This window comes from uncultured Sphingomonas sp. (assembly GCF_913778135.1).
In the GTDB taxonomy this organism is placed as follows: Bacteria; Pseudomonadota; Alphaproteobacteria; order Sphingomonadales; family Sphingomonadaceae; genus Sphingomonas.
This window is the reverse complement of the sequence record NZ_CAJYVU010000130.1, coordinates 17,525-39,144: the sequence shown is the minus strand read 5'-3', so window position 1 is coordinate 39,144 and position 21,620 is coordinate 17,525. Positions and strand designations below refer to the sequence as shown.

Here is a 21,620-nt window from a genome sequence, read left to right as displayed (position 1 = left end):
CAATCTTGGACACGAGATAGTAACGGTCGCCGGACGGCACCGTCACCTCGACCTCGTCGTCGACACTTCGGCCGATCAACGCGCGACCCAGCGGCGAGTTGTAGCTGATACGCCCACCCTTCGCGTCTGCCTCGGTCTGGCCGACGATCTGATAACGGATCGGCTTGTCGTCTTCATCGAGCAACGTCACTGTTGCGCCAAACACGATCTTGTCGCCCGACAGGTCGCGCGGGTCGATGATCTGGGCGCGGCTGAGCTTGTCCTCTATGTCAGCGATCGAGGCTTCGATCTGCCCCTGACGTTCCTTGGCGGCGTGATATTCAGCGTTCTCCGACAAGTCGCCGTGCGCGCGCGCTTCCTCGATCGCATCGACGATCTGCGGCCGCTCAGTTTTCAGACGCTTCAAATCTGCATTCAGCTTCTCATAGCCTTCCTGCAGCATCGGCATCTTTTCAACGGTCGCCATGCGTCACTTCCTTCAAACGCCCCCGAGCGGCCTTCCCTGCAAGGCCGCACGCACGATCAACTGTATGTCCGAGGTTCAGTTGTGCGATTGCGAATAATAGGATTGCAGCGGCCGCACTTCAAGCACGCGACGTGCGCCGGCCTGTTGCCCGGCAACGGCATTCGCCGCAATCGCCTTCGCGGCCTCGACACTTGCCGACGCGGTGGTGAAATACGGGATGCGTCCCGCGACTGCACTGGCGCGGATCGGCTGCGAGTCCTTCAGGCTCTGCCACCCTTCGGTCGTGTTGAAGATCAGCGCAATTCCGCCGTCCTTGATCCGGTCGACGATGTGCGGGCGTCCTTGCGCGACCTTGTTCACCAGCTCGACCGGCAGTCCGGCTCGCGACAGATAATCTGCCGTGCCGCCGGTCGCGACGATCGTGAAGCCTGCCTCCACCAACTGCTTCGCCGCGGGCACGATCAGGGGCTTGTCGCTGTCCTTGACGCTGACGAATACCGCGCCACTGTCCGGCAGCACGGTACCAGCACCCAATTGTGCCTTCGCGAACGCGGTGGTGAAATCGCGGTCGATCCCCATCACTTCGCCGGTGGACTTCATCTCAGGGCTGAGCACGGGATCGATGCCGGGAAAGCGGTTGAACGGGAACACCGCTTCCTTCACCGCGACATAGTCAATGCGGCGGTCGATCACCGGCAGATCGCACAGCTTCTCGCCCGCCATGACGCGTGCCGCAATCTTCGCGATCGGCGCGCCGATCGCCTTGGCGACGAACGGCACCGTGCGGCTGGCGCGCGGGTTGACCTCGATGAGGTAAACCTGGCCATCCTTGACCGCGAACTGGATATTCATGAGACCGACGACGCTCAGTCCACGCGCGAGCGCTTCGGTCTGCCGCTCGATCTCGGCGATGATCTCGTCGCCCAGGCTGTACGGCGGGATCGAGCAAGCGCTGTCGCCCGAGTGAACGCCGGCCTCCTCGATATGCTGCAGCACGCCCGCAACGACCACGTCATTCCCGTCGCAGATCGCATCGACATCGACCTCGACCGCGTCGCGTAGGTATTGATCGATCAGGACGGGCGAGTCGCCTGACACCTGCACCGCGGTCTGGATGTAATCGTCCAGCTGTTGGTCGCTGTCGACAATCTCCATCGCCCGCCCGCCGAGCACGTAGCTGGGTCGCATCAGCACCGGGTAGCCGATCCGGTGCGCGACCGCGATCGCCTCGTCGCGGCTGCGCGCGATGCCGTTCGAAGGTTGCAGCAGATGAAGCTTGTTGACGAGCGCGGCGAACCGTTCGCGATCTTCCGCGAGGTCAATCGCGTCTGGCGCAGTACCTAGGATCGGGATGCCCGCTGCTTCGAGTGCGCGCGCGAGGTTGAGCGGGGTTTGTCCGCCGAACTGGACGATCACGCCGACGAGCTCGCCGCGCGACTGCTCGACGTGGAGGATCTCGAGCACGTCCTCGGCAGTCAGCGGCTCGAAGTAGAGCCGGTCTGAGGTGTCATAGTCGGTGCTGACCGTCTCCGGGTTGCAGTTGACCATGATCGTCTCGAACCCGGCGTCCGCCAGCGCGAAACATGCGTGACAGCAGCAGTAATCGAACTCGATCCCCTGCCCGATCCGGTTCGGTCCGCCACCCAGGATGACGATCTTGCGACGGTCGGACGGCATTGCCTCGTTCTCGGGCTCTCCGAAGGATGGCGCCTCATAGGTCGAGTACATGTACGGCGTCTTCGCATCGAACTCGGCCGCGCAGGTGTCGATTCGCTTGAACACCGGGCGCACACCCAGCTTGACGCGGTGCGCGCGCACCTCATCCTCGGTGACGCCGCCGGTCATCGCCTTTACCGCCTCGTGGATCAGCCCCGAGCCACGCGCGATCCCGCGGCTCATCCCGCGCAGATTGGCCGATTGCAGCGCCAGCCATGCGAGGCGCTTGTCGCTGAAGCCCATCGACTTCAGCCGGCGCATGCCCGCCGCATCGATTGGGAGGCCGTTCTCCATCACCTCGTTCTCGGCGGCAACGATCTCGGCGATCCGCTCGAGGAACCACGGGTCGTACTTCGCAATCGCGTGAACCTCGGCAACCGTGAAGCCTTCGCGCAGCGCCTGCGCCGCGACGAGCAGCCGGTCGGGCGTGGCGACGGCGAGCGCGGCCTCGATCTCCGCACGCGGCGCACCGACCAGGCGATCGACGTGGTTGAAGCCCGACAGCCCGGTCTCCAGCCCCCGTAGCGCCTTCTGCATCGACTCGTGGATGTTGCGCCCGATCGCCATCACCTCGCCGACCGACTTCATCGCGGTCGACAGCACGGGTTCGGCACCCTTGAACTTCTCGAACGCGAAGCGCGGGATCTTGGTGACGACGTAATCGATCGTCGGCTCGAACGATGCGGGCGTCGCACCGGTGATGTCGTTCTCGATCTCGTCGAGCGTGTAGCCGACCGCCAGCTTCGCCGCGACCTTGGCGATGGGAAAGCCGGTCGCCTTGGATGCGAGCGCCGACGAGCGCGAGACGCGCGGGTTCATCTCAATGACGATCAGGCGGCCGTCCTTCGGATTGACCGCGAATTGGACGTTCGAGCCGCCCGTCTCCACCCCGATCTCGCGCAGCACCGCGATGCTCGCGTTGCGCATGATCTGGTATTCCTTGTCGGTCAGCGTCAGCGCGGGCGCGACCGTGATCGAATCGCCGGTATGGACACCCATCGGGTCGACGTTCTCGATCGAGCAGATGATGATGCAATTGTCGGCGCGGTCGCGGACCACCTCCATCTCATACTCTTTCCAGCCGAGCAGCGACTCCTCGATCAGCACCTCGGTCGTCGGCGAGGCGTCGAGCCCCTTGCGCACGATGTCGAGGAACTCCTCGCGGTTGTAGGCGACACCGCCGCCGGTGCCGCCGAGCGTGAAGCTCGGGCGGATGATCGCGGGCAGCCCGACCTTCTCAAGCCCCGCCAGCGCCTCTCCTTCCGTATGCGCGATCGCCGAGCGCGCACTCTCTAGCCCGATCTTGTCCATCGCGTCGCGGAATTTTAGGCGATCCTCCGCCTTGTCGATCGCGTCGGCGTCGGCACCGATCATCTGCACGCCGAACTTCTCGAACGTGCCGTCGCGGAACAGAGCGAGCGCGGTGTTGAGCGCGGTCTGCCCGCCCATCGTCGGCAGCACCGCGTCGGGGCGCTCCTTTTCGATGATGCGCGCAACGACCTCGGGCGTGATCGGCTCGACGTAGGTCGCGCCGTCGCTGCCGACCAGATCGGGATCGGTCATGATCGTCGCCGGGTTCGAGTTGACCAGGACGATGCGATATCCCTCTTCGCGCAGCGCCTTGATCGCCTGCGTGCCCGAATAATCGAACTCGCACGCCTGACCGATGACGATCGGCCCCGCGCCGATGACGAGGATGGTGGAGATGTCGGTGCGTTTGGGCATTAGTACATCCGAATGGGGGGAAGCGGGATTACGCCAAATCGTTGCGCATAATCAGCCATACAGTCGTTGACAGCGGTTGCCGCCAAATCGCCCGCTAGGTGCAAGACTTGATGCCCCCGCTCGTAACTGAAGTATTTGGGATCACCACCGCACCGTTTAATGGCCTTCCTCATTTCACGGTTAGTGGGATGAGGTGGCGCGTAATCCCCGGGGTTGTGCTCGACCGCTTGTAACAACAATGCAGCCATCACCAGTGACATCAATCTTCCGCCCTCAACGATTCCACAAACCGCTCGAACAGATACAGGCTATCCTGCGGCCCCGGGCTCGCCTCCGGGTGATATTGCACCGAGAACGCCGGCCGGTCGGTCAACTCCAACCCGGCGTTGCTGCCGTCGAACAGCGACACGTGCGTCTCGCGCGCATTGGCGGGCAGGCTGTCGCGTTCAACCGCGAAGCCGTGGTTCATGCTGGTGATCTCGACCTGCTCGGTCGCACCGTTCGCGCTGACGCGCTTGACCGGGTGGTTGGCGCCGCGGTGGCCCTGGAACATCTTGGTCGTGCGAGCGCCGACTGCGAGTGCCAGCAACTGGTGACCGAGGCAGATGCCGAACAGCGGCTTGCCGGTGTCGAGCAACTGACGGATAACCGGCACGGCGTACTCGCCGGTCGCGGCTGGGTCGCCCGGGCCGTTCGACAGGAAAATGCCGTCGGGTCGCAGCGCCATCACCTCTGCGAACGTCGCGGTGGCGGGCAGGACGCTGACCTTCGCGCCGGCGTGGACAAGATTGCGGAAGATATTGTGCTTGCTGCCGTAATCGATCGCTACGACGTGGGGGCGCTCGTCGCCCTCCGCGCCGCCGTAGCCGAAGCCGAGCCGCCACGGCCCGCCCTCGCGCGTCTGACCCCAAGCGTAATGCATTTCGGTCGACACCGACTTCGCGAGATCCATGCCCTCGAGCCCCGGCCACGCGCGCGCCATGTCGAGCAGCGCGTCGAGGTCGAACTCGCCCGTAGCCGAGTGCGCGACGACGCCGTTCGGCGCACCACCTGCGCGAATGCGCTTCGTCAGAGCTCGCGTGTCGATGCCCGACAGGCCGATCCGCGCGTGGCGTCGCATCCAGCCGTCGAGGTTCTCGACCGCGCGGAAGTTGGACGGCGCGGTCACGTCCTCGCGCACGATCATGCCGAGTGCGTGCGGCGCGTCGGCCTCGATATCGTCGGGGTTGGCGCCGACGTTGCCGATGTGCGGAAAGGTGAAGGTGATGATCTGCCCGGCGAACGACGGGTCGGTCATGATCTCCTGATAACCCGTCATCGCGGTATGGAAGCACACCTCGCCGACCGCCGCCCCTTCCGCGCCGAACCCGCGCCCCCAGACAACATCGCCCGAGGCGAGCACGAGGACGCCGGTCGCCCCTTCTGGTTTAGGCGCGTGCAAAGGCTTGGCGTCGGCCATGATCGGCGGGCACTCCTGGGTAAAAGTCTGCGATGTCGCTAAGCCCCGCCCGCTAGTGCCAGCGGCGCGGTCCGTCAACCGATCGCGCACCCCTCTCGCCTCCGCCGCCCTCCCGCGCTATCGCGTTTTCCATGATCAGAGACGACATCAAGCAAGCCCAAATCACCGCCATGAAGGCGGGCGACAAGGAAGCCCGCGCCGCGATCGGCCTCATTCAGGCTGCGGTGAAGAACCGCGACATCGAGGCGCGCACCAGCGGCGCACCCGAACCCGGCACGCCGGCTGATGACGCGCTGGTGGTCGAGGTGCTGCAGAAGATGGTCAAGCAACGCCGCGAGTCGATCGACATGTACCGCAAGGGCGGACGCGAGGAGTTGGCGGCGAGCGAGGAGGCGGAGGTCGCGGTGATCGAGCGCTTCCTGCCGCAGCAAATGAGCGAGGACGAGACGCGCGCCGCAATTCAGACGATCAAGAACGATCTCGGCGCGTCGGGCATGAAGGACATGGGTCGCGTCATGGCCGAACTGAAAGCGCGCCACGCCGCCAACCTCGACATGAGCAAGGCCAGCGCGCTGGTAAAGGCCGCGCTGGCGGGCTGATCTGCCCGCTCAGTCGACCCATTCGGCGAGAGGAATTCCTTGCGCCCACAACAGCGCGGAGAGATCATTGTGGTCGATCCGCGCACCGGCCGCCGCGGCGACGATCGGCTTGGCATGATAGGCGACACCCAGCCCGGCGACCTCGATCATCGCCAGATCGTTGGCGCCGTCCCCCACCGCGAGGGTCGCGCTTTCGCCAAGGGCAAGGTGCGCGCGGTACTCAAGTAGCGTGGCCTTCTTGGTCGCCGCACCGACGATCGGTCGCCCAACCGCGCCGGTCAGGCTGCCATCCTCGATCTCCAGCACATTCGCGATCGCGCGATCGAAACCGATCTCGGCCGCGACCGGCTCGGCGAAGCGCGTGAAGCCGCCCGACACCAGCACCGCCGTGCCCCCACGCGCGCGCATCGTCCGCACCAACGTCCGCGCACCCGGCATCAGCGTAACACGTTCGGCGCGGCAGCGGTCGATTGCCGCCTCGTCAAGTCCGCCGAGCAGCGCGACGCGCGCGTCCAGCGCCGCCTCGAAATCCAGCTCGCCGCGCATCGCGCGCTCGGTGATCTCGGCGATCTGCGGCTTGATTCCGGCATAGTTGGCCAATTCGTCGATGCATTCGACGGTGATCATGGTCGAGTCCATGTCGGCGACGAGCAGCTGCTTGGCACGGCCCTCGATCGGTTGTACGACCACGTCGACGCGGTTGAACACACCCTCCAGCGCAGCGCGTGCTGCCTCAGGCGATGATCCGAACGTTACGTCAGCCGCGTCACCCTCATCGATCCAGGCGACCGTCGTGGGCATACACCCCGCCGCGGCCAGCCGCTCGCGCGCGCCCGCCAGCATGTTGGGCGACAGCCGCCCCGCTGCTATCAGCGTTGCCGTGAACATCGTGTCGTCCCCTACCCCGCGGCCCAAGGTCGCGCTCATCGCAGGGCCGACTGCGAGCGGCAAGAGCGCGCTGGCGATCGAACTGGCGGAGCAGATCGGCGGCACGGTGGTCAACGCCGACGCGAGCCAAGTGTACCGCGACCTGCGCGTGCTGAGTGCGCGACCGTCGGGTGAGGACGAGGCGCGCGTGCCGCACCGCCTCTTCGGCTACGTCGACGGGGCGGAGGCGTGCTCCGCGGCGCGCTGGGCAAGCGATGCCACCGCAGCAATCGACGCGGTTCACGGGAGCGGTGGCGTGCCGGTGCTGGTCGGCGGCACGGGCCTCTATCTGCGCACCTTGCTCGACGGCATCGCGCCGGTGCCAGAGATCGACCCCGAGGTGCGTGCCGGGGTACGCGCGCTTCCGGTCGCCGAGGCGCACGAGGCGCTGGAACGCGAAGACCCTTCCGCCGCCACCCGCCTTGCTCCCGCCGACACGACGCGTGTTGCACGCGCGCTGGAAGTGGTGCGCTCGACCGGCAAGCCGCTGTCGCACTGGCAGCAGCAACGTACCGGCGGGATCGGCGACCGCGTCGCGCTCTCGGCGGCAGTGCTGCTTCCTGATCGTGAAAAGCTGTTCACGCGCTGCGATCGCCGGCTTGAAGCGATGTTCGACGACGGCGCAGTCGAAGAAGTCGCCGCATTGCTCCGCCGCTCAGACATGTCGCCTGACGCGCCGGTGCGCCGTGCGATCGGCGTGCCGGAGATCGCAGCCATGCTCGCGGGCGCGATCAGCCGCGACGGTGCGATCGCGCGCGCGCAACTCGCCACGCGGCAATATGCAAAGCGGCAGTACACCTGGTTCCGTAACCAGCCACCGCCCATGTGGCAGCGTCAAGACCAACCGGGTCTGCAATTTTATTTCGTTTAGCTTGGTTGACGCGCAACTTTTCATAGATTAGCGCGCCGCCGTTCAGCGAGCGCCAGCTCGCACCAATGTGGGAGCAAGATCGTGGTTGAGCGAGGCGGAGCAGACATTCTGGTCGAGGCGCTGGTCGATCTCGGCGTGGAAGTCGTGTTCGGCTATCCCGGCGGGGCGGTGCTGCCGATCTACGACGCGCTGTTCCGGTCGCAGCGGATCCGGCACATCCTCGTCCGCCACGAACAGGCAGCGACGCACGCGGCGGAAGGCTACGCGCGCTCGACCGGCAAGCCCGGCGTCGTGCTCGTCACCTCGGGTCCGGGCGCCACCAACGCGATCACCGGTATCACCGACGCGATGCTCGATTCGATCCCCATGATCGTCATCACAGGTCAGGTGCCATCGCACCTGATCGGCTCCGATGCGTTTCAGGAGGCGGACACGGTCGGCATCACGCGCCACTGCACCAAGCACAATTACCTAGTGAAGGATCCGGCAAAGCTCGGACCCACGATCCACGAGGCGTTCCATATCGCCACCTCGGGCCGCCCTGGACCCGTCGTGATCGACATCCCCAAGGACGTGCAGGTCGCCACCGCGACCTACAGCAAACCCGGCCCGATCCAGCACAAGACCTACCGCCCGGCACTCAAGGCCGACCGTGCCGCGATCGAGCAGGCGGTCGACATGATCGCCGCGGCCGAGCGCCCGGTGCTCTACACTGGCGGCGGCGTCATCAACTCGGGGCCGGCGGCAGCGCAGTTGCTGATCGAGCTGGCACGGATCACCGGCGCGCCGGTCACCTCGACGCTGATGGGTCTGGGCGCTTTCCCCGCCTCATCGCCGCAGTTCCTCGGCATGCTGGGGATGCACGGCACCTATGAAGCGAACTGGGCGATGAACCAGGCCGACCTGATCGTGAACATCGGCGCGCGCTTCGATGATCGCGTCACCGGGCGTCTCGATGCCTTCGCGCCGAACAGCCGCAAGATCCACGTCGACATCGATCGCTCAAGCATCAACAAGACGGTCCGGATCAACCTTGCGATCGTCGCCGATGCCGGTCGCGCGATGGAGGACATGATCCGCGTGTGGAAATCGCGGCAGTACGCCAGGCCCGACCTGTCAGCGTGGTGGGATCGCATCGCCGAATGGCGCGCCAAGGACAGCCTCGCCTTTCCCGAGGACGAGCCGAACGGCTACCGCGGCGAGATCATGCCACAACGCGCAATCCGCGCATTGTGGGAAGCGACGCACGCGCGCCAGCCGATCATCACGACCGAGGTCGGGCAGCACCAGATGTGGGCGGCGCAATATTTCGGCTTCGAACTGCCCAACAAATGGCTGACCAGCGGTGGACTGGGTACGATGGGCTATGGCCTGCCCGCCGCGATCGGCGCGCAGCTCGGCAATCCCGGCGCGCTCGTCATCGACATCGCGGGCGAGGCATCGATCCAGATGAATATCCAGGAGCTCGCCACCGCAACGCAATACCGGCTGCCGGTAAAGGTCTTCATCCTCAACAACGAATATATGGGGATGGTGCGCCAGTGGCAGGAGCTGACCTATGAGAGCCGCTACGCTGAGAGCTATTCCGACTCGCTGCCTGATTTCGTGCGGCTGGCGGAGGCCTATGGCTGGAAGGGTATCCGCATCGAGGCGCCCGACCAGCTGGATGCCGGCGTCGCCGACATGCTCGCACATGACGGACCGGTGATGGTCGACTGCCGCGTGGCGAAACTCGCCAATTGCTTCCCGATGATCCCGTCGGGTGCCGCGCACACCGACATGATCCTCCAGGCGAACGAGGTGTCGGGCACCATGGACGACGAGGCGCGCGCGCTCGTCTGATCTCGCCTCAGCCCACCATTGCCTGCTCCCTCCACGGGAGCGCAGAAGGATCATCATGCACATCCGTGAAGAGAAGGCCGAGCGGCACACGCTGGCGGTCATCGTCGACAACGAACCCGGCATCCTGGCGCGCATCGCCGGGCTGTTCACCGCGCGCGGCTACAATATCGAGAGCCTGACCGTCAGCGAAGTGACCGCGGACAAGGCGGTCAGCCGGATCACGATTGTCACGAGCGCGTCACCAGCGACACTCGAGCAGATCGTCGCGCAGCTCGACCGGCTGATCCCCGTCCACCGCGTCCACGATCTGACCGCGGAGGGTGATCACGTCGAGCGCGAGCTCGCGCTGGTAAAGGTCCGCGGCACCGGCGACCACCGGATCGAGGCGCTGCGCCTCGCTGACGTATACCGTGCGCGCGTCGTCGACGCGACAACCTCGTCGTTCGTCTTCGAGGTTACCGGTGGTGTCGAAAAGATCAACAAGTTCGTCGAGCTGATGGGCGAAGTCGGCCTGATCGAGGTCGCGCGCACCGGCGTGGTCGCGATCTCACGCGGCAAGGACGCCGCCTGACCATTTCTCGCGGTGCTCGGCCGAGCGTCGCCACGATCAAAGGGAGTTTATGATGCGTGTCTATTACGACCAAGACGCCGACCTGAACCTTGTCACGGGCAAGAAGATCGCGATCGTCGGCTATGGCAGCCAGGGCCACGCGCATGCGCAGAACCTGCGCGATTCGGGCGTCAAGGACGTGGCGATCGCGCTACGTGAAGGCTCGGCCACGGCGAAGAAGGCGGAAGGTGCCGGCTTCACCGTAATGAGCAACAAGGACGCCGCCGCCTGGGCAGACCTCGTCATGATCCTCGCACCCGACGAGCATCAGGCCGGCATCTGGGAAAACGACCTGAAGGGCAACATGCGCGCTGGCTCCGCAATTGCCTTCGCGCACGGACTGAACATCCACTTTGGCCTTATCGAGGCGCCCGCCGACATCGACGTCATCATGATCGCGCCCAAGGGTCCGGGCCACACCGTCCGCTCCGAATACGTCCGCGGCGGCGGCGTGCCCTGCCTGATCGCGGTCGACCAGGACGCGAGCGGCAACGCGCACGACTTGGCCCTCGCCTACGCCAGCGCGGTCGGCGGCGGTCGCTCGGGCATCATCGAGACCAACTTCAAGGAAGAATGCGAAACTGATCTGTTCGGCGAACAGGCAGTGCTGTGCGGCGGCATAACCCACCTGATCCAGGCGGGGTTCGAGACGCTGGTCGAGGCGGGCTACGCACCCGAAATGGCCTATTTCGAGTGCCTGCACGAAACCAAGCTGATCGTCGATTTGCTGTACGAGGGCGGGATCGCCAACATGCGCTACTCGATCTCGAACACCGCCGAATATGGTGACATTACGACAGGTCCGCGCATCATCACCGACGAAACCAAGCGCGAGATGAAGCGCGTGCTCGCCGACATTCAGGCAGGGCGCTTCGTGAAGAACTTCGTCCTCGACAACCGCGCCGGTCAGCCCGAACTGAAGGCCGCGCGCAAGGCCGCCGCGGCGCATCCGATCGAGAAGGTCGGTGCCGAACTGCGCGCGATGATGCCGTGGATCGGTGCCAACAAGCTGGTCGACAAGGCAAAGAACTGAACTGGCTGGCAAGTTGAGGTAAAAAGCCGCTGCGGCCCCGTTGCCGCGGCGGATGCCTGGGCGTAGGGCGGCTCGTCATGAGTGCGGCGTCGTACCGTTCATTTTCGTACGACGCTCGCGCCTCGCGTGGAGGCCGCGCGGCGTCATGGGCACTCGCGCTGGCGATCGCCGCCGCCATCATCCTCGCGCTGCTCGGGATGGGTGGGTACCGACGCAGCGAGCCCGGCGACGGGCGTCGGCTCGCGGCCTTCAACGTCACGCCGCTCGGCTCGTCGCAGGCGAGCAAACGCACCGTCACGCGGACGCGCGCAGCGGCTCCCACGGCCGCCTCGCCGCAGCCGCGCACCGTGACGCCGCCGCGCGAGGCACCGATTGTGCCGCCGCCTCCGGTCACGCTCCATCTGCCGGGCGTGCTCGTCCTCAGCCAGTCAGACTATGCCGCGTCGAACATCGGTAAGATCAAGGGTACCGCTGGTTCGGGCAGCGGTACGCAGGTTGCTTCCGCAGGTGACGAGGGCGGCGATCCCAGCATCGGCACGGGTCCGAGTGGTGAGCCGATGTACGCGGCCGAATGGTATCGCAAGCCGACGCGTGCCGAGATGGCGACCTACCTGCCCTCGGGTAAGCTCGGCTGGGGCGTGATCGCGTGCCGCACGATCGCGCGCTTTCACGTCGAAGATTGCCGCGAACTCGGCGAGACGCCCGGCTCGCGCATCGCGGGCGCAGTGCGGCAGGCGGCGTGGCAGTTTCTGATACGCCCGCCGCGAAAGGGCGGTCAGCCGATGCTCGGCGTCTGGGTGCGGATCAGGTACGATATCCTGCCCGCCGGTTCCAAGGAGCTGGACGATGACTGATCGCCGCTGAAACAGATCGTTTCGGACGCGCCATATTCCCCAAGACGCCGGCTTGTGGTTGGATCGACGCAGCAACAGGGAGCTTCTTTACCATGCGCATCCGCCATTTCGCCGCCGCCACGCTGGCCCTCGTATCCGTTCCCGCGCTCGCGCAAATTGCCACCACGCCGCAGCAGCCCGGGCAGCCGATCGTGTCGCGCGTCCCCGCCGGCACATATCAGGTCGATCCCGCACACACGCAGGTCAGCTGGCAGGTCAACCATATGGGCTTCTCCATGCTCGAGGGACAGTTTGGCGCGAGCGGCGGCTCAATCACGATCGATCCGAAGAAGCCCGCTGCGACCAAGGTCGACGTCGCCTTCAACATCGACGACCTGTCAGTAACTGCGGCACCGTTTGCCAAGCACCTGAAGTCTGCTGACTTCTTCAACGCGGCGCAATATCCGACCGCGCGCTTCGTCTCGACCCGCATCGTGCCCAAGGGCGCGAACAGCGCGACGATGATGGGCAATCTGACGATCAAGGATCAGACGAAGCCGGTGACGCTCGATGTGACCTTCGTCGGCGCGGGCGACAATCCGATGAGCAAGAAGCTCAACCTCGGCTTCACCGCCAAGGGGCAGATCAAGCGCAGCGACTTCGGCGTTGGTGCCTACGCGCCCGTCGTGTCGGATACGGTCAACCTGACGATCCACGCCGCCTTCACCGCCTGATCAAGCGTGCGGGCGGCCCTGCGCCGCCCGCTTCCTTCATGCCGCATGGCGCAGCTTGATGAAGCTGTCGAAGGTCGCGCGTACGTTGGGGCCGGTGTTCGCCAGCAGGCGGTCGACGCGCAGGCAGAACTGGTCTGCCTCCTCGCCGACGCGCCGCTCCGCCATTGCCCAGTCGCCGAACTCGCGCGCCTCCACCTCGCGCCGCGACAAGATGACAAGCGCGTTGTGCCGAGGGTCTTGCCTGATCCGCTCATACGCGGTCTCCACCGCGAGCGCCGGCCCCTCCAGCGCCTGCAGAAAGCGCACACCGTCCGAGTAGAGCAGCCCCGTGATGTTATCCCGGCGGTTGTTGATCCGCGATTTTGCCAGGATGCTAGGTAGGTCGGCGCGCTGCGCGACTGACGAAATGTAAACGAGTTGCAACATGGCGACGGCTCCTTAGTCCTCTTGCCTAGCCCGCAGGTGTTGCGCAAACCTCAACGTTTGCATCCATGTTAAGCAGTTTTGCGACAGCGTCGCCGACCTCCCCCGAAGCGCGCCGCCGCTATCTACGGGCTGGACACCGTGCCGCGCGGCGGGCAAGATAAGATGAGATGATCGTTACGGCGCTCCTTCTTCGACTTACGCGCCCTTAGGCGCGACCGTACCGTGCGCGTTTGCTCGCGCACCCCGCGCCTAAGGGCCTGCCGACACTCCCCTGCAAGAGAGCCGAGCCATGCTGCGCGATCCATCGACCAAGTACCGACTGTTCCCGACCATCGACCTGCCAGACCGGCAGTGGCCGTCAAAGACAATCAGCCATGCGCCGCGCTGGCTGTCGACCGACCTGCGCGACGGCAACCAGGCGCTGATCGATCCGATGGACGCGGAAAAGAAGAACCGCTTCTTCGACCTGCTGGTCAAGGTCGGTCTGAAGGAGATCGAGGTCGGCTTCCCCAGCGCTGGCGCGACCGAGTTCGACTTCATCTCCGGCCTGGTACGATCCGGCCGCGTACCCGACGACGTCACGTTGCAGGTGTTGACGCAGTCGCGGCGCGACCTGATCGAGACGAGTTTCCGCAGCCTGGAGGGGGCCAAGACGGCGATCATTCACCTGTACAACGCGGTCAGCCCGGCGTGGCGGCGGATCGTCTTCGGCATGTCGCGCGACGAGGTGCGGCAGATCGCGGTCGACGGCGCGAGGATCCTGCGCGACGAGGCGGCGAAACGCCCGAACACCGACTGGCAGTTCGAGTACAGTCCCGAGACGTTCTCGACCGCCGAACTCGACTTCTCGGTCGAGGTCTGCGCCGCGGTAATGGACGTCCTGCAACCCACGCCCGAGCGCCCGATCATCTTCAACCTGCCCGCGACCGTCGAGTGCGCAACCCCCAACGTCTATGCCGACCAGATCGAATGGTTTGCCCGTAACATCCCGAACCGCGACGCAGTTGTCATCTCGCTCCACACGCATAACGACCGAGGCACCGGCGTCGCGGCGGCGGAACTGGGAATGATGGCGGGTGCCGATCGGGTCGAGGGCTGTCTGCTCGGTAATGGCGAGCGGACGGGCAATTGCGACCTCGTGACCGTCGCGCTCAACATGTACACGCAGGGCGTCGACCCGCGGCTGGACCTGTCCGACATCGATGCAGTGGTGAAAACGGTCGATTACTGCACCAACCTGCCCGTCCACCCGCGCACGCCCTATGCGGGCGACCTGGTGTTCACCGCCTTCTCGGGCTCGCACCAGGACGCGATCAAAAAGGGCTTTGCCGCGCAGGCGGCACGCAACGATGATTTTTGGGAGGTGCCGTACCTGCCGATCGACCCGGCCGATTTAGGGCGCAGCTACGAGGCGGTAATCCGCGTCAACTCGCAGTCGGGCAAGGGCGGCGTCGCCTGGGTGATCGAGCAGGACAAGGGCCTGCGCCTGCCCAAGCGCCTGCAGGCCGACTTCAGCCGCCACGTCCAGGCGCTCGCCGACGAGACCAGCCGCGAGTTGAACGCCGCCGACATTTGGCGTCGGTTCGAGGCGACTTATCTGCCAGGCGCAGCCGACCGCTATATCTTGCGCGATTACGAGGAGACGGGAGCCTCGGGCGATCGGCTATTCGTCGGGCACGTCGCGGTTGATGGCGAGGAGAAGTCGATCTCCGGTCGCGGCAACGGCCTGATCTCCGGCGTAATCGCCGCGCTGGCGGAGACGACCGGGCCCAATCTCGACGTGGTCGACTATGCCGAGCACGCGATAGGACACGGCGCGGGCGCGCAGGCGGCGGCCTATCTCGAGTGCCGCACTGCCGATGGTCGGATCGTGTGGGGCGTCGGTATCGACACCGACATCGCGACCGCCAGCGTGCGGGCGGTCCTGTCGGCAGCGAACCGCGCCTGAGGCAGGCGGGGCATGTCCGCCCCGCCGGTCGCGCCGGTTACGTCGGCTCGTGGATCGGGCAGCCGTTGGCGCGGGCTCGGAAATCGGCGCTGTGCTTGTACACGTCCTTTCGCGAGCGATTGATGTTGCCGAGTGGCTGATGCGCGGCAAGTCCGGTCCAGACGCTGAACCGCAGCTCCTCGTTGACGCGCTGCACCCGCGCCTCGTCCCAGCTGTCCTGCGCCTTGGTACGGATCGTCGCGACCGTCACCGATGGCGCGTCCTCTTCCGTCCACTCGACCGTCGGATCCTCGATCGGCTGCCTCTCCGTGTCGCGCTGTAACTGAACGCGAAACTCCCACTCACCTTCAATATCGCGCAACTCCTGCTGCAGCGTCTCGCGGATCGCGTCAGGCCGACCGGACGCGTCGATGATCGCCCCGGTACGCTCCTTCAATCCCGGCGCGACGGGCACCAGCTTGAACTTCGCGACATAATCGCCGTAGCGGAACGGCGTCGCGCTGAAATAGGTCTCGCCGATCGGATCGACGTTCGGCGCGCCGCCCAGCGACCGGATTGCTGCGCTCTCCACGCCCACCGCGGTCAACGCGTTGTTAACGCCGCGTAGCACTGCGGACAGCGCGATCTTCGCTCCCTCGGCCTTGTCGGTCGTGCGCGCGAGCAGCTTCAGGTTGCCCAAAAACTTCTCGGCGGTCTTGGCCTGAAAGACGGGTCCATTGACCATGACGAAATCCTGTGTCCGCCCCTCTGCACCCGGTAGTCGGTCACCCTCCACATCCAGGACCTTGATGGCGAGCCCGCGCGGCAGCGAGATTGCGTCGCTCAGAATATCGCCAGGATTAGTGGAGAAGCGCATGAACACCGGGTGCTCGCCGGCGCTAGCGAACATGCCTTGCGCCAGTTCGGGCGGCAGGTCCGGGAGTACGGTCAATGTTCCTTCGACGATCGCGTGCGCCTTCGCGTGGACAGAACGGACGGCGTGACCGTAATCCTCGTGCGTGATTTTCAGGATGATGTCGAATTGCTCGTTGAGCTGCTCGACCGTCTCGCCCTCGTCGGGCTTCACGTCTTCGAGATCGGGCGAGTAACGGATCGGATCGGTCATGGGTGAAGCCCCTTTGTTCTTCACCCATGTTAACACGCTGGTTGCGCGCCCGTTCCGGTTTACACCGCGGTGCGACCGTATTCCTGCTTCGTCACCGGATGGCTCGACGACAGGCCGCCGTCGACCGCGATCGCCTGTCCGTTGACGTAGCTCGCGTCGTCGCTGGCGAGGAACAGCGCGACCTTGGCGAGCTCCTCGGGCTGCGCGCCGCGCCGAAGCGGGTTCAGCCGACCAAGACGGTCCTCCTTGCCCGCATCACGCGCATAGTCGAACGTCGGCTTGGTCATGCCCGTCTCGGTGAGGCCCGGGCAGATCGCGTTCACCCGGACGTTCGCGCCGGACAATTGCTGCGCCGACACCATCGCGAGGTTTATGACTCCCGCCTTCGACGCAGAATAGGCGGGCGAGCCGGCGCCCGAGCGGATGCCCGCCACGCTGGCGGTCAGGATGATGGCACCTCCGCCCCGCTCCGCGATCTTCGGCGAAGCGTGCTTTACCGCCAGGTATGGCCCAATCAGATTGACCCGCAGCACCTCGGTGATCAGCGAGACGTCGGTGTCGAAGATGTTGGCCATTCCGCCCGAGATGCCAGCATTGGCGAACATCACGTCGAGCCCGCCGTGCTTCTCGCAGGCGAGCGCGATAGTGCGGATCACGTCATCCTCATTGCCCGCGTCCATGCGGATCGCCTCCGCGGTGCCACCGACGTCACGGATCAGCCGCACGGTTGCGTCCACGCCATCGGTCACGTCGGCGACAACGACGCGTGCGCCCTCAGCCGCGAACAGGGTTGCGGCAGCACGACCTATGCCGGAGCCCGCGCCGGTGACGATGATCGATTTATCGGTGAAGCGTGCCATGTCAGTGCCCTCCCGTGCTCCGTTCAGATCGTGACGCCGCCGTCGATCACCATCGTCTGCCCGGTCATGAACGCGCTTGCCTTGCTGGCGAGATAGACGACCGCGCCTGCAATCTCCTCCGGCTCGCCGATCCGGCGCAGCGGCGTGGTGGCGTTGCGCTCAGCGACCATTGCTTCGTCGTCCCACAATGCCTTCGCGAAATCGGTCTTGATCAGGCCCGGCGCGATGCAGTTCACGCGGATGTTGTCCGGGCCATATTCGTGCGCGAGGTTGCGCGCGAGCTGCATGTCCGCCGCCTTGCTGATGCAATAAGCACCGATCACGGTCGACCCGCGCAGGCCACCGATCGACGAGACGATGACGACCGAGCCGTCACGCCGCTCCCGCATCTCGGGCACCACCATGCCGATCAACCAATGATTGGAGATGATGTTGTTGTCGAGAATCTTGCGGAACTGATCGTCGGCAATGCCGGCCTGCGGGCCGTAATAAGGGTTCGACGCCGCGTTGCAGACCAGCACGTCGATCTGCCCGAGCACGCGGCGCGTCTCATCGACGAGATGCTGCAATCCCTCCTTGTCGGAGATGTTGGCGGCGACCGCGATGGCGGTGCCCTCACCGAACCGCGCGTTGATCTCGGACGCAACCGCATCGCAGGCGTCCTGCTTGCGGCTGGAGATTACGACCTTCGCGCCCTGTTCGGCGCAGGCGATCGCGGAGGCCTTGCCGATCCCGCGCGAGGAACCGGTAATGAGCACGACCTTGCCGGTCAGATCGAACAGCGACATCGCTAACTCCTCGTATATCAGGCGCCCGCCTTGCGCGCGAAGGTCAGTGCCGCGTCGGCGAGCATGGGCACGCGCGCGCTCATCTCCTCCGCACGCGGACTGGACGCGGTGCCGATCAGAAAACGCTTCTTGATTCCCTGCACGATGCTGGCGAGGCGGAAGAGATTGAAGGCGAAATACCAGTCGAGTTGCGGCAGGCCGTCGCGACCGGTGCGTGCGCAGTAGCGCTCGACCATCTCTTTCAGCGTCGGAATGCCTGTCTCTGGTCCGGTCAACCCCTGCACGCCCGACCGGCCCTCCGGCTCGGTCACCCAGCTCATCAGATAATAGGTCAGGTCGGCCGTCGGGTCGCCGAGCGTACATAACTCCCAGTCGAGCACCGCGACGACGCGGCCGTCGGTACCGGATGCGAACTTCATGTTGTCGACGCGGTAGTCGCCGTGGACGATCGACGTGCGTGTCTGCTCGGGCAACGTTCGCGGCAGAAAGTCGATCAGCGTTTCCATTGCGGGCATGTGCTCGGTTTCGGCGCCGCGATACTGCTTGGTCCAGCGTCCGACCTGACGCTCGAAATAATTGCCCGGACGCCCGAAGTCGCCCAGCCCGATCGCCTCGTAATCGGTGTTGTGGAGATCGGCGAGCGTATCGATCATTGCGTGATAATGCTCACGTCGCTGATCCGCGGAGAGATCGGGCATGCCGCCATCCCAGATCGTGCGTCCCTCGACCATCTCCATCACATAGAACGCGGAGCCGATCACGCCTGCGTCCTCGCACAGGCCGTATTGTCGCGGCACGGGAAAGCCGGTCGGGTGCAACGCGGCCATGACGCGGTACTCACGGTCGACCTGGTGCGCGCTCGGCAACAGGTCGCCCATCGGCTTGCGCCGCAACACGTAGCTCGCGGTCGGCGTCGTCAGCTTGTACGTCGGGTTGGACTGCCCGCCGGAGAACTTGGCATAGTCGAGCGGCCCGTCGAAACCGGGAACGTTGGCGCGCATCCACGTCGACAGACGATCGGTGTCGAGCCGGTCACGGTCAGCGATGTCGGTCTGCAACTCGCTCACTGATCGAACACGATCACGCTGCGGGTCGTGTCGCCCTTGCGCAGTTCGTCGAAGGCGCGATTGATCTGGGCGAGCGGCAGGCGATCGGCGATGATCGCGTCAAGGTCGAGTTGCCCGCGCAGGTAGAAGTCGACCAGCCGAGGTATGTCGACCGGGAAGCGATTATAGCCCATGAACCCACCCTGCAGGCGCTTGCCCGACAACAGGTCCATCGCCGACAGCCCCACCTTCTCGCCAAGCGGCATCATCCCTAGGATCGTCGCGGTGCCGCCGCGACGCAGCACGCCGACGGTCGTGGCCGCCGACTGCGGGCGCCCCACCGCCTCGATCGCGTGATGAACGCCACCTTTCGTCAACTCCACCACCTCGGCGACCGCTGTGTCGCTCAGCGGATCGAGCGTATGGGTGGCGCCCAGCTTCTCGGCGACCGCACGTTTCTCCGGCACGGGATCGAGCGCGATAATCTTGGCCGCGCCCGCGATCTTCGCGGCATTCACCGCGGCAAGGCCGATCCCGCCGCACCCCACTACGCAGACCGTTTCGCCCGGCGACACATCGGTCGCGTTGAACACCGCACCTGCTCCGGTCGTCACCGCGCACCCGATCAACGCGGCACGGTCGAGCGGCATGTCGCGATCGATCGACACGCAGGCATGCTCGTGCACCAGCATCATCTCGGCATAGGCCGACAGGTTGAGCATCTGCTGCACCGTGCCCCCGTTCGCCAACCGGAGCCGCGGCTCGTCGCGCGACGATCGCCGCGTTTCGCCCGACACGCACAGGTACATGCGTCCGGTGATGCAGAATTCGCAGTGTCCGCAGAACGCCGACAAACAGGTGACGACGTGATCGCCCGGTTTAACGGTGCGGACCTCATCGCCGACCGCCTCGACCACGCCTGCCGCCTCGTGTCCCGGAATTGCGGGCAGCGGGTGCGGGTAGGCGCCGTCGACGAAGTGCAGATCGGAGCGGCATACTCCGCAGGCCAGCGTGCGGATCAGCACCTCGTGTGCGCGAGGCTTGGCGACGTCGACGTCCTCGATCTGGAGCGGCGACCTGGTTTCGAACAGAACGGCGGCTTTCACGGCTCACCCTCTCCTGTGAAGCGCCGGCCTGCTACCGGTCGCAGATACGTGCCCGCGCCACGTCGACGCGGGCGTTTCAAGCTTCAGCGGCTAACGCCGACGTCGCCGCTCGAAAAAGCCGGCGCGGCGTCGTTCGAGGGACGGTCAATCTTCCATTCAGCATATTTGCCGAACTCGTTGCGCGCGATCGATCGGGCGTGGACCTCGTCGGGTCCGTCCGCCAGCCGCAAGGTACGCTGGTTCGCCCAGGCGTGGGCGAGCCCGAAATCGTCCGACACGCCCGCGCCACCGTGCGCCTGCACCGCGTCGTCGAGAATCTTTAGCGCCATGCTGGGCGCCTGCACCTTGATCATCGCGATGTCGAGCTGCGCGGCCTTGTTGCCTGCCTTGTCCATCGTGTCCGCAGCCTTGAGGCAGAGGAGCCGCGTCATCTCGATATCGATGCGCGCGCGCGCGATTCGCTCCTCCCACACGCTATGATCGGCGATCCGCTTGCCGAACGCGACGCGGCTGACCAGGCGCTTCGCCATTGCCTCGATGCCTGTCTCGGCGACGCCGATCGTGCGCATGCAATGGTGGATGCGTCCTGGCCCGAGCCTTCCTTGCGCGATCTCAAACCCGCGCCCCTCACCCAGCAACACATTCTCAACCGGCACGCGCACGTCGGTCAGCACGACTTCGCCGTGCCCGTGCGGCGCATGATCGTAGCCGTAGACCGAGAGCATCCGCTCTATCCGAACACCCGGCGTGTCCATCGGCACGAGAATTTGGCTCTGCTGCTGGTGGCGCGAGCCCTCGAAGCTGGTCTTCCCCATCAGGATCGCAATTTTGCAGCGCGGATCGCCGACGCCCGACGACCACCATTTGCGGCCGTTGATGACGTAGTGATTGCCGTCGCGCTCGATCCGCGTCTCGATGTTGGTCGCGTCGGACGATGCGACCTGCGGCTCCGTCATCAGGAAGACCGACCGGATCTCACCATTCATCAGCGGACGCAGCCAGCGCTCCTTGTGCTCGAGCGTGCCGTAGCGGTGCAGCACCTCCATGTTGCCGGTGTCGGGCGCGGAGCAGTTGAAGCATTCGCTCGCCCATCCGATCTTCCCCATCTCCTCGGCGCAGAGTGCGTATTCGAGGTTGGTCAGCTGCGTGCCTTCGAACTCGAACGTGTCATCGACGTGCTGCTGCCCCGAATGCGGCGGCATGAAGAAGTTCCACAGCCCTGCGGCCTTGGCCTTCTGCTTGACCTCCTCGATCACGGGAATGACCTTCCAGCGGTCGCCCTCGTGCGCCTGCCGGTGGTATTCGTGATTGCGCGGCGCGATCTCGGCGTCGATGAACGCCTTCACACGATCGCGAAAATAGGTCTCGCGCTCGCTCAGGGTGAAATCCATCTCGTCCCTCCGCCGTGGTGCCGTTTGATGCGGGCTTAGGCCATACCGCTTATTCGGTAAAGCGGCTGTTTCAGACAAATGAACCTTCGAGCGCGAGGATCGGCCACACCCGCATAAAGGGACTGTTTCTTCGAA

19 protein-coding genes are annotated in these 21,620 nt (G+C 65.3%); 8 read left to right on the top strand and 11 right to left on the bottom strand.

The window, feature by feature from the left end; translation table 11 throughout:
* The 3 genes from greA to carA all read right to left on the bottom strand — a co-directional run.
* Positions 1-466: transcription elongation factor GreA (gene greA, locus QZ847_RS12085; protein WP_294356781.1), on the bottom strand; the 466-nt coding region annotated here is incomplete at its 3' end.
* Positions 467-541: 75 nt separating this feature from the next.
* Positions 542-3,907, bottom strand: coding sequence for a carbamoyl-phosphate synthase large subunit (carB, locus tag QZ847_RS12080; protein ID WP_294356779.1), 3,366 nt, complete (start codon positions 3,905-3,907; stop codon positions 542-544).
* Between the two features lie 259 nt (positions 3,908-4,166).
* Positions 4,167-5,366 (bottom strand): glutamine-hydrolyzing carbamoyl-phosphate synthase small subunit, encoded by a 1,200-nt coding sequence (gene carA / locus QZ847_RS12075; protein WP_294356776.1) that lies wholly within the window; start codon positions 5,364-5,366, stop codon positions 4,167-4,169.
* A gap of 131 nt (positions 5,367-5,497) precedes the next feature.
* Here carA and QZ847_RS12070 point away from each other — a divergent pair, with 131 nt between their 5' ends.
* Entirely contained in the window at positions 5,498-5,965 is a 468-nt protein-coding gene (locus QZ847_RS12070) for a GatB/YqeY domain-containing protein (RefSeq protein ID WP_294356774.1), read from the top strand.
* A 9-nt stretch (positions 5,966-5,974) separates the two neighbouring features.
* Here QZ847_RS12070 and serB read toward each other — a convergent pair whose 3' ends face one another.
* Positions 5,975-6,853: a phosphoserine phosphatase SerB gene (serB, locus tag QZ847_RS12065; protein ID WP_294356772.1), complete on the bottom strand. Its 879-nt coding sequence runs from the start codon at positions 6,851-6,853 to the stop codon at positions 5,975-5,977.
* Position 6,854: 1 nt separating this feature from the next.
* Here serB and miaA point away from each other — a divergent pair, with 1 nt between their 5' ends.
* The 6 genes from miaA to QZ847_RS12035 all read left to right on the top strand — a co-directional run bounded on the left by miaA (position 6,855) and on the right by QZ847_RS12035 (position 12,815).
* Positions 6,855-7,763 (top strand): tRNA (adenosine(37)-N6)-dimethylallyltransferase MiaA, encoded by a 909-nt coding sequence (miaA, locus tag QZ847_RS12060; RefSeq protein ID WP_294356790.1) that lies wholly within the window; start codon positions 6,855-6,857, stop codon positions 7,761-7,763.
* An 81-nt stretch (positions 7,764-7,844) separates the two neighbouring features.
* Entirely contained in the window at positions 7,845-9,605 is a 1,761-nt protein-coding gene (ilvB, locus tag QZ847_RS12055; RefSeq protein WP_294356770.1) for a biosynthetic-type acetolactate synthase large subunit, read from the top strand.
* 55 nt (positions 9,606-9,660) lie between these two features.
* A complete protein-coding gene (gene ilvN, locus QZ847_RS12050) occupies positions 9,661-10,176 on the top strand; it encodes an acetolactate synthase small subunit (protein WP_294356767.1) in 516 nt (171 codons plus the stop codon).
* 52 nt (positions 10,177-10,228) lie between these two features.
* The gene (gene ilvC / locus QZ847_RS12045) at positions 10,229-11,248 is read left to right on the top strand and encodes a ketol-acid reductoisomerase (RefSeq protein ID WP_294356765.1); all 1,020 of its coding nucleotides are present in this window, start codon (positions 10,229-10,231) and stop codon (positions 11,246-11,248) included.
* A 77-nt stretch (positions 11,249-11,325) separates the two neighbouring features.
* A complete protein-coding gene (locus tag QZ847_RS12040; protein ID WP_294356763.1) occupies positions 11,326-12,102 on the top strand; it encodes a hypothetical protein in 777 nt (258 codons plus the stop codon).
* A gap of 92 nt (positions 12,103-12,194) precedes the next feature.
* Positions 12,195-12,815, top strand: a complete 621-nt coding sequence (locus QZ847_RS12035) for a YceI family protein (protein WP_294356762.1) — start codon at positions 12,195-12,197, stop codon at positions 12,813-12,815.
* Between the two features lie 36 nt (positions 12,816-12,851).
* Here QZ847_RS12035 and QZ847_RS12030 read toward each other — a convergent pair whose 3' ends face one another.
* Positions 12,852-13,241, bottom strand: coding sequence for a BLUF domain-containing protein (locus tag QZ847_RS12030; RefSeq protein ID WP_093002884.1), 390 nt, complete (start codon positions 13,239-13,241; stop codon positions 12,852-12,854).
* A 289-nt stretch (positions 13,242-13,530) separates the two neighbouring features.
* Between QZ847_RS12030 and leuA the strand changes: the two genes are divergently transcribed.
* Positions 13,531-15,189, top strand: a complete 1,659-nt coding sequence (gene leuA, locus QZ847_RS12025; RefSeq protein ID WP_294356760.1) for a 2-isopropylmalate synthase — start codon at positions 13,531-13,533, stop codon at positions 15,187-15,189.
* Between the two features lie 37 nt (positions 15,190-15,226).
* On the opposite strand, the gene QZ847_RS12020 is transcribed toward leuA, so the two are convergent.
* From QZ847_RS12020 to QZ847_RS11995, 6 genes are all read right to left on the bottom strand, one after another.
* Positions 15,227-16,294 carry a catalase family protein gene (locus tag QZ847_RS12020; RefSeq protein ID WP_294356758.1) on the bottom strand — a complete coding sequence of 356 codons (1,068 nt, stop codon included), beginning with the start codon at positions 16,292-16,294 and terminating at the stop codon, positions 15,227-15,229.
* A gap of 59 nt (positions 16,295-16,353) precedes the next feature.
* Complete coding sequence (locus tag QZ847_RS12015; RefSeq protein WP_294356757.1) at positions 16,354-17,154, bottom strand: glucose 1-dehydrogenase; 801 nt, start codon at positions 17,152-17,154, stop codon at positions 16,354-16,356.
* A 23-nt stretch (positions 17,155-17,177) separates the two neighbouring features.
* Entirely contained in the window at positions 17,178-17,942 is a 765-nt protein-coding gene (locus QZ847_RS12010; protein WP_294356755.1) for an SDR family NAD(P)-dependent oxidoreductase, read from the bottom strand.
* Positions 17,943-17,959: 17 nt separating this feature from the next.
* Positions 17,960-18,943, bottom strand: a complete 984-nt coding sequence (locus QZ847_RS12005) for a phosphotransferase family protein (RefSeq protein ID WP_294356789.1) — start codon at positions 18,941-18,943, stop codon at positions 17,960-17,962.
* A 62-nt stretch (positions 18,944-19,005) separates the two neighbouring features.
* Positions 19,006-20,094, bottom strand: coding sequence for a Zn-dependent alcohol dehydrogenase (locus tag QZ847_RS12000; protein WP_294356754.1), 1,089 nt, complete (start codon positions 20,092-20,094; stop codon positions 19,006-19,008).
* Between the two features lie 83 nt (positions 20,095-20,177).
* Positions 20,178-21,485 carry an acyl-CoA dehydrogenase family protein gene (locus tag QZ847_RS11995; RefSeq protein WP_294356752.1) on the bottom strand — a complete coding sequence of 436 codons (1,308 nt, stop codon included), beginning with the start codon at positions 21,483-21,485 and terminating at the stop codon, positions 20,178-20,180.
* Positions 21,486-21,620: the final 135 nt, after the last annotated feature.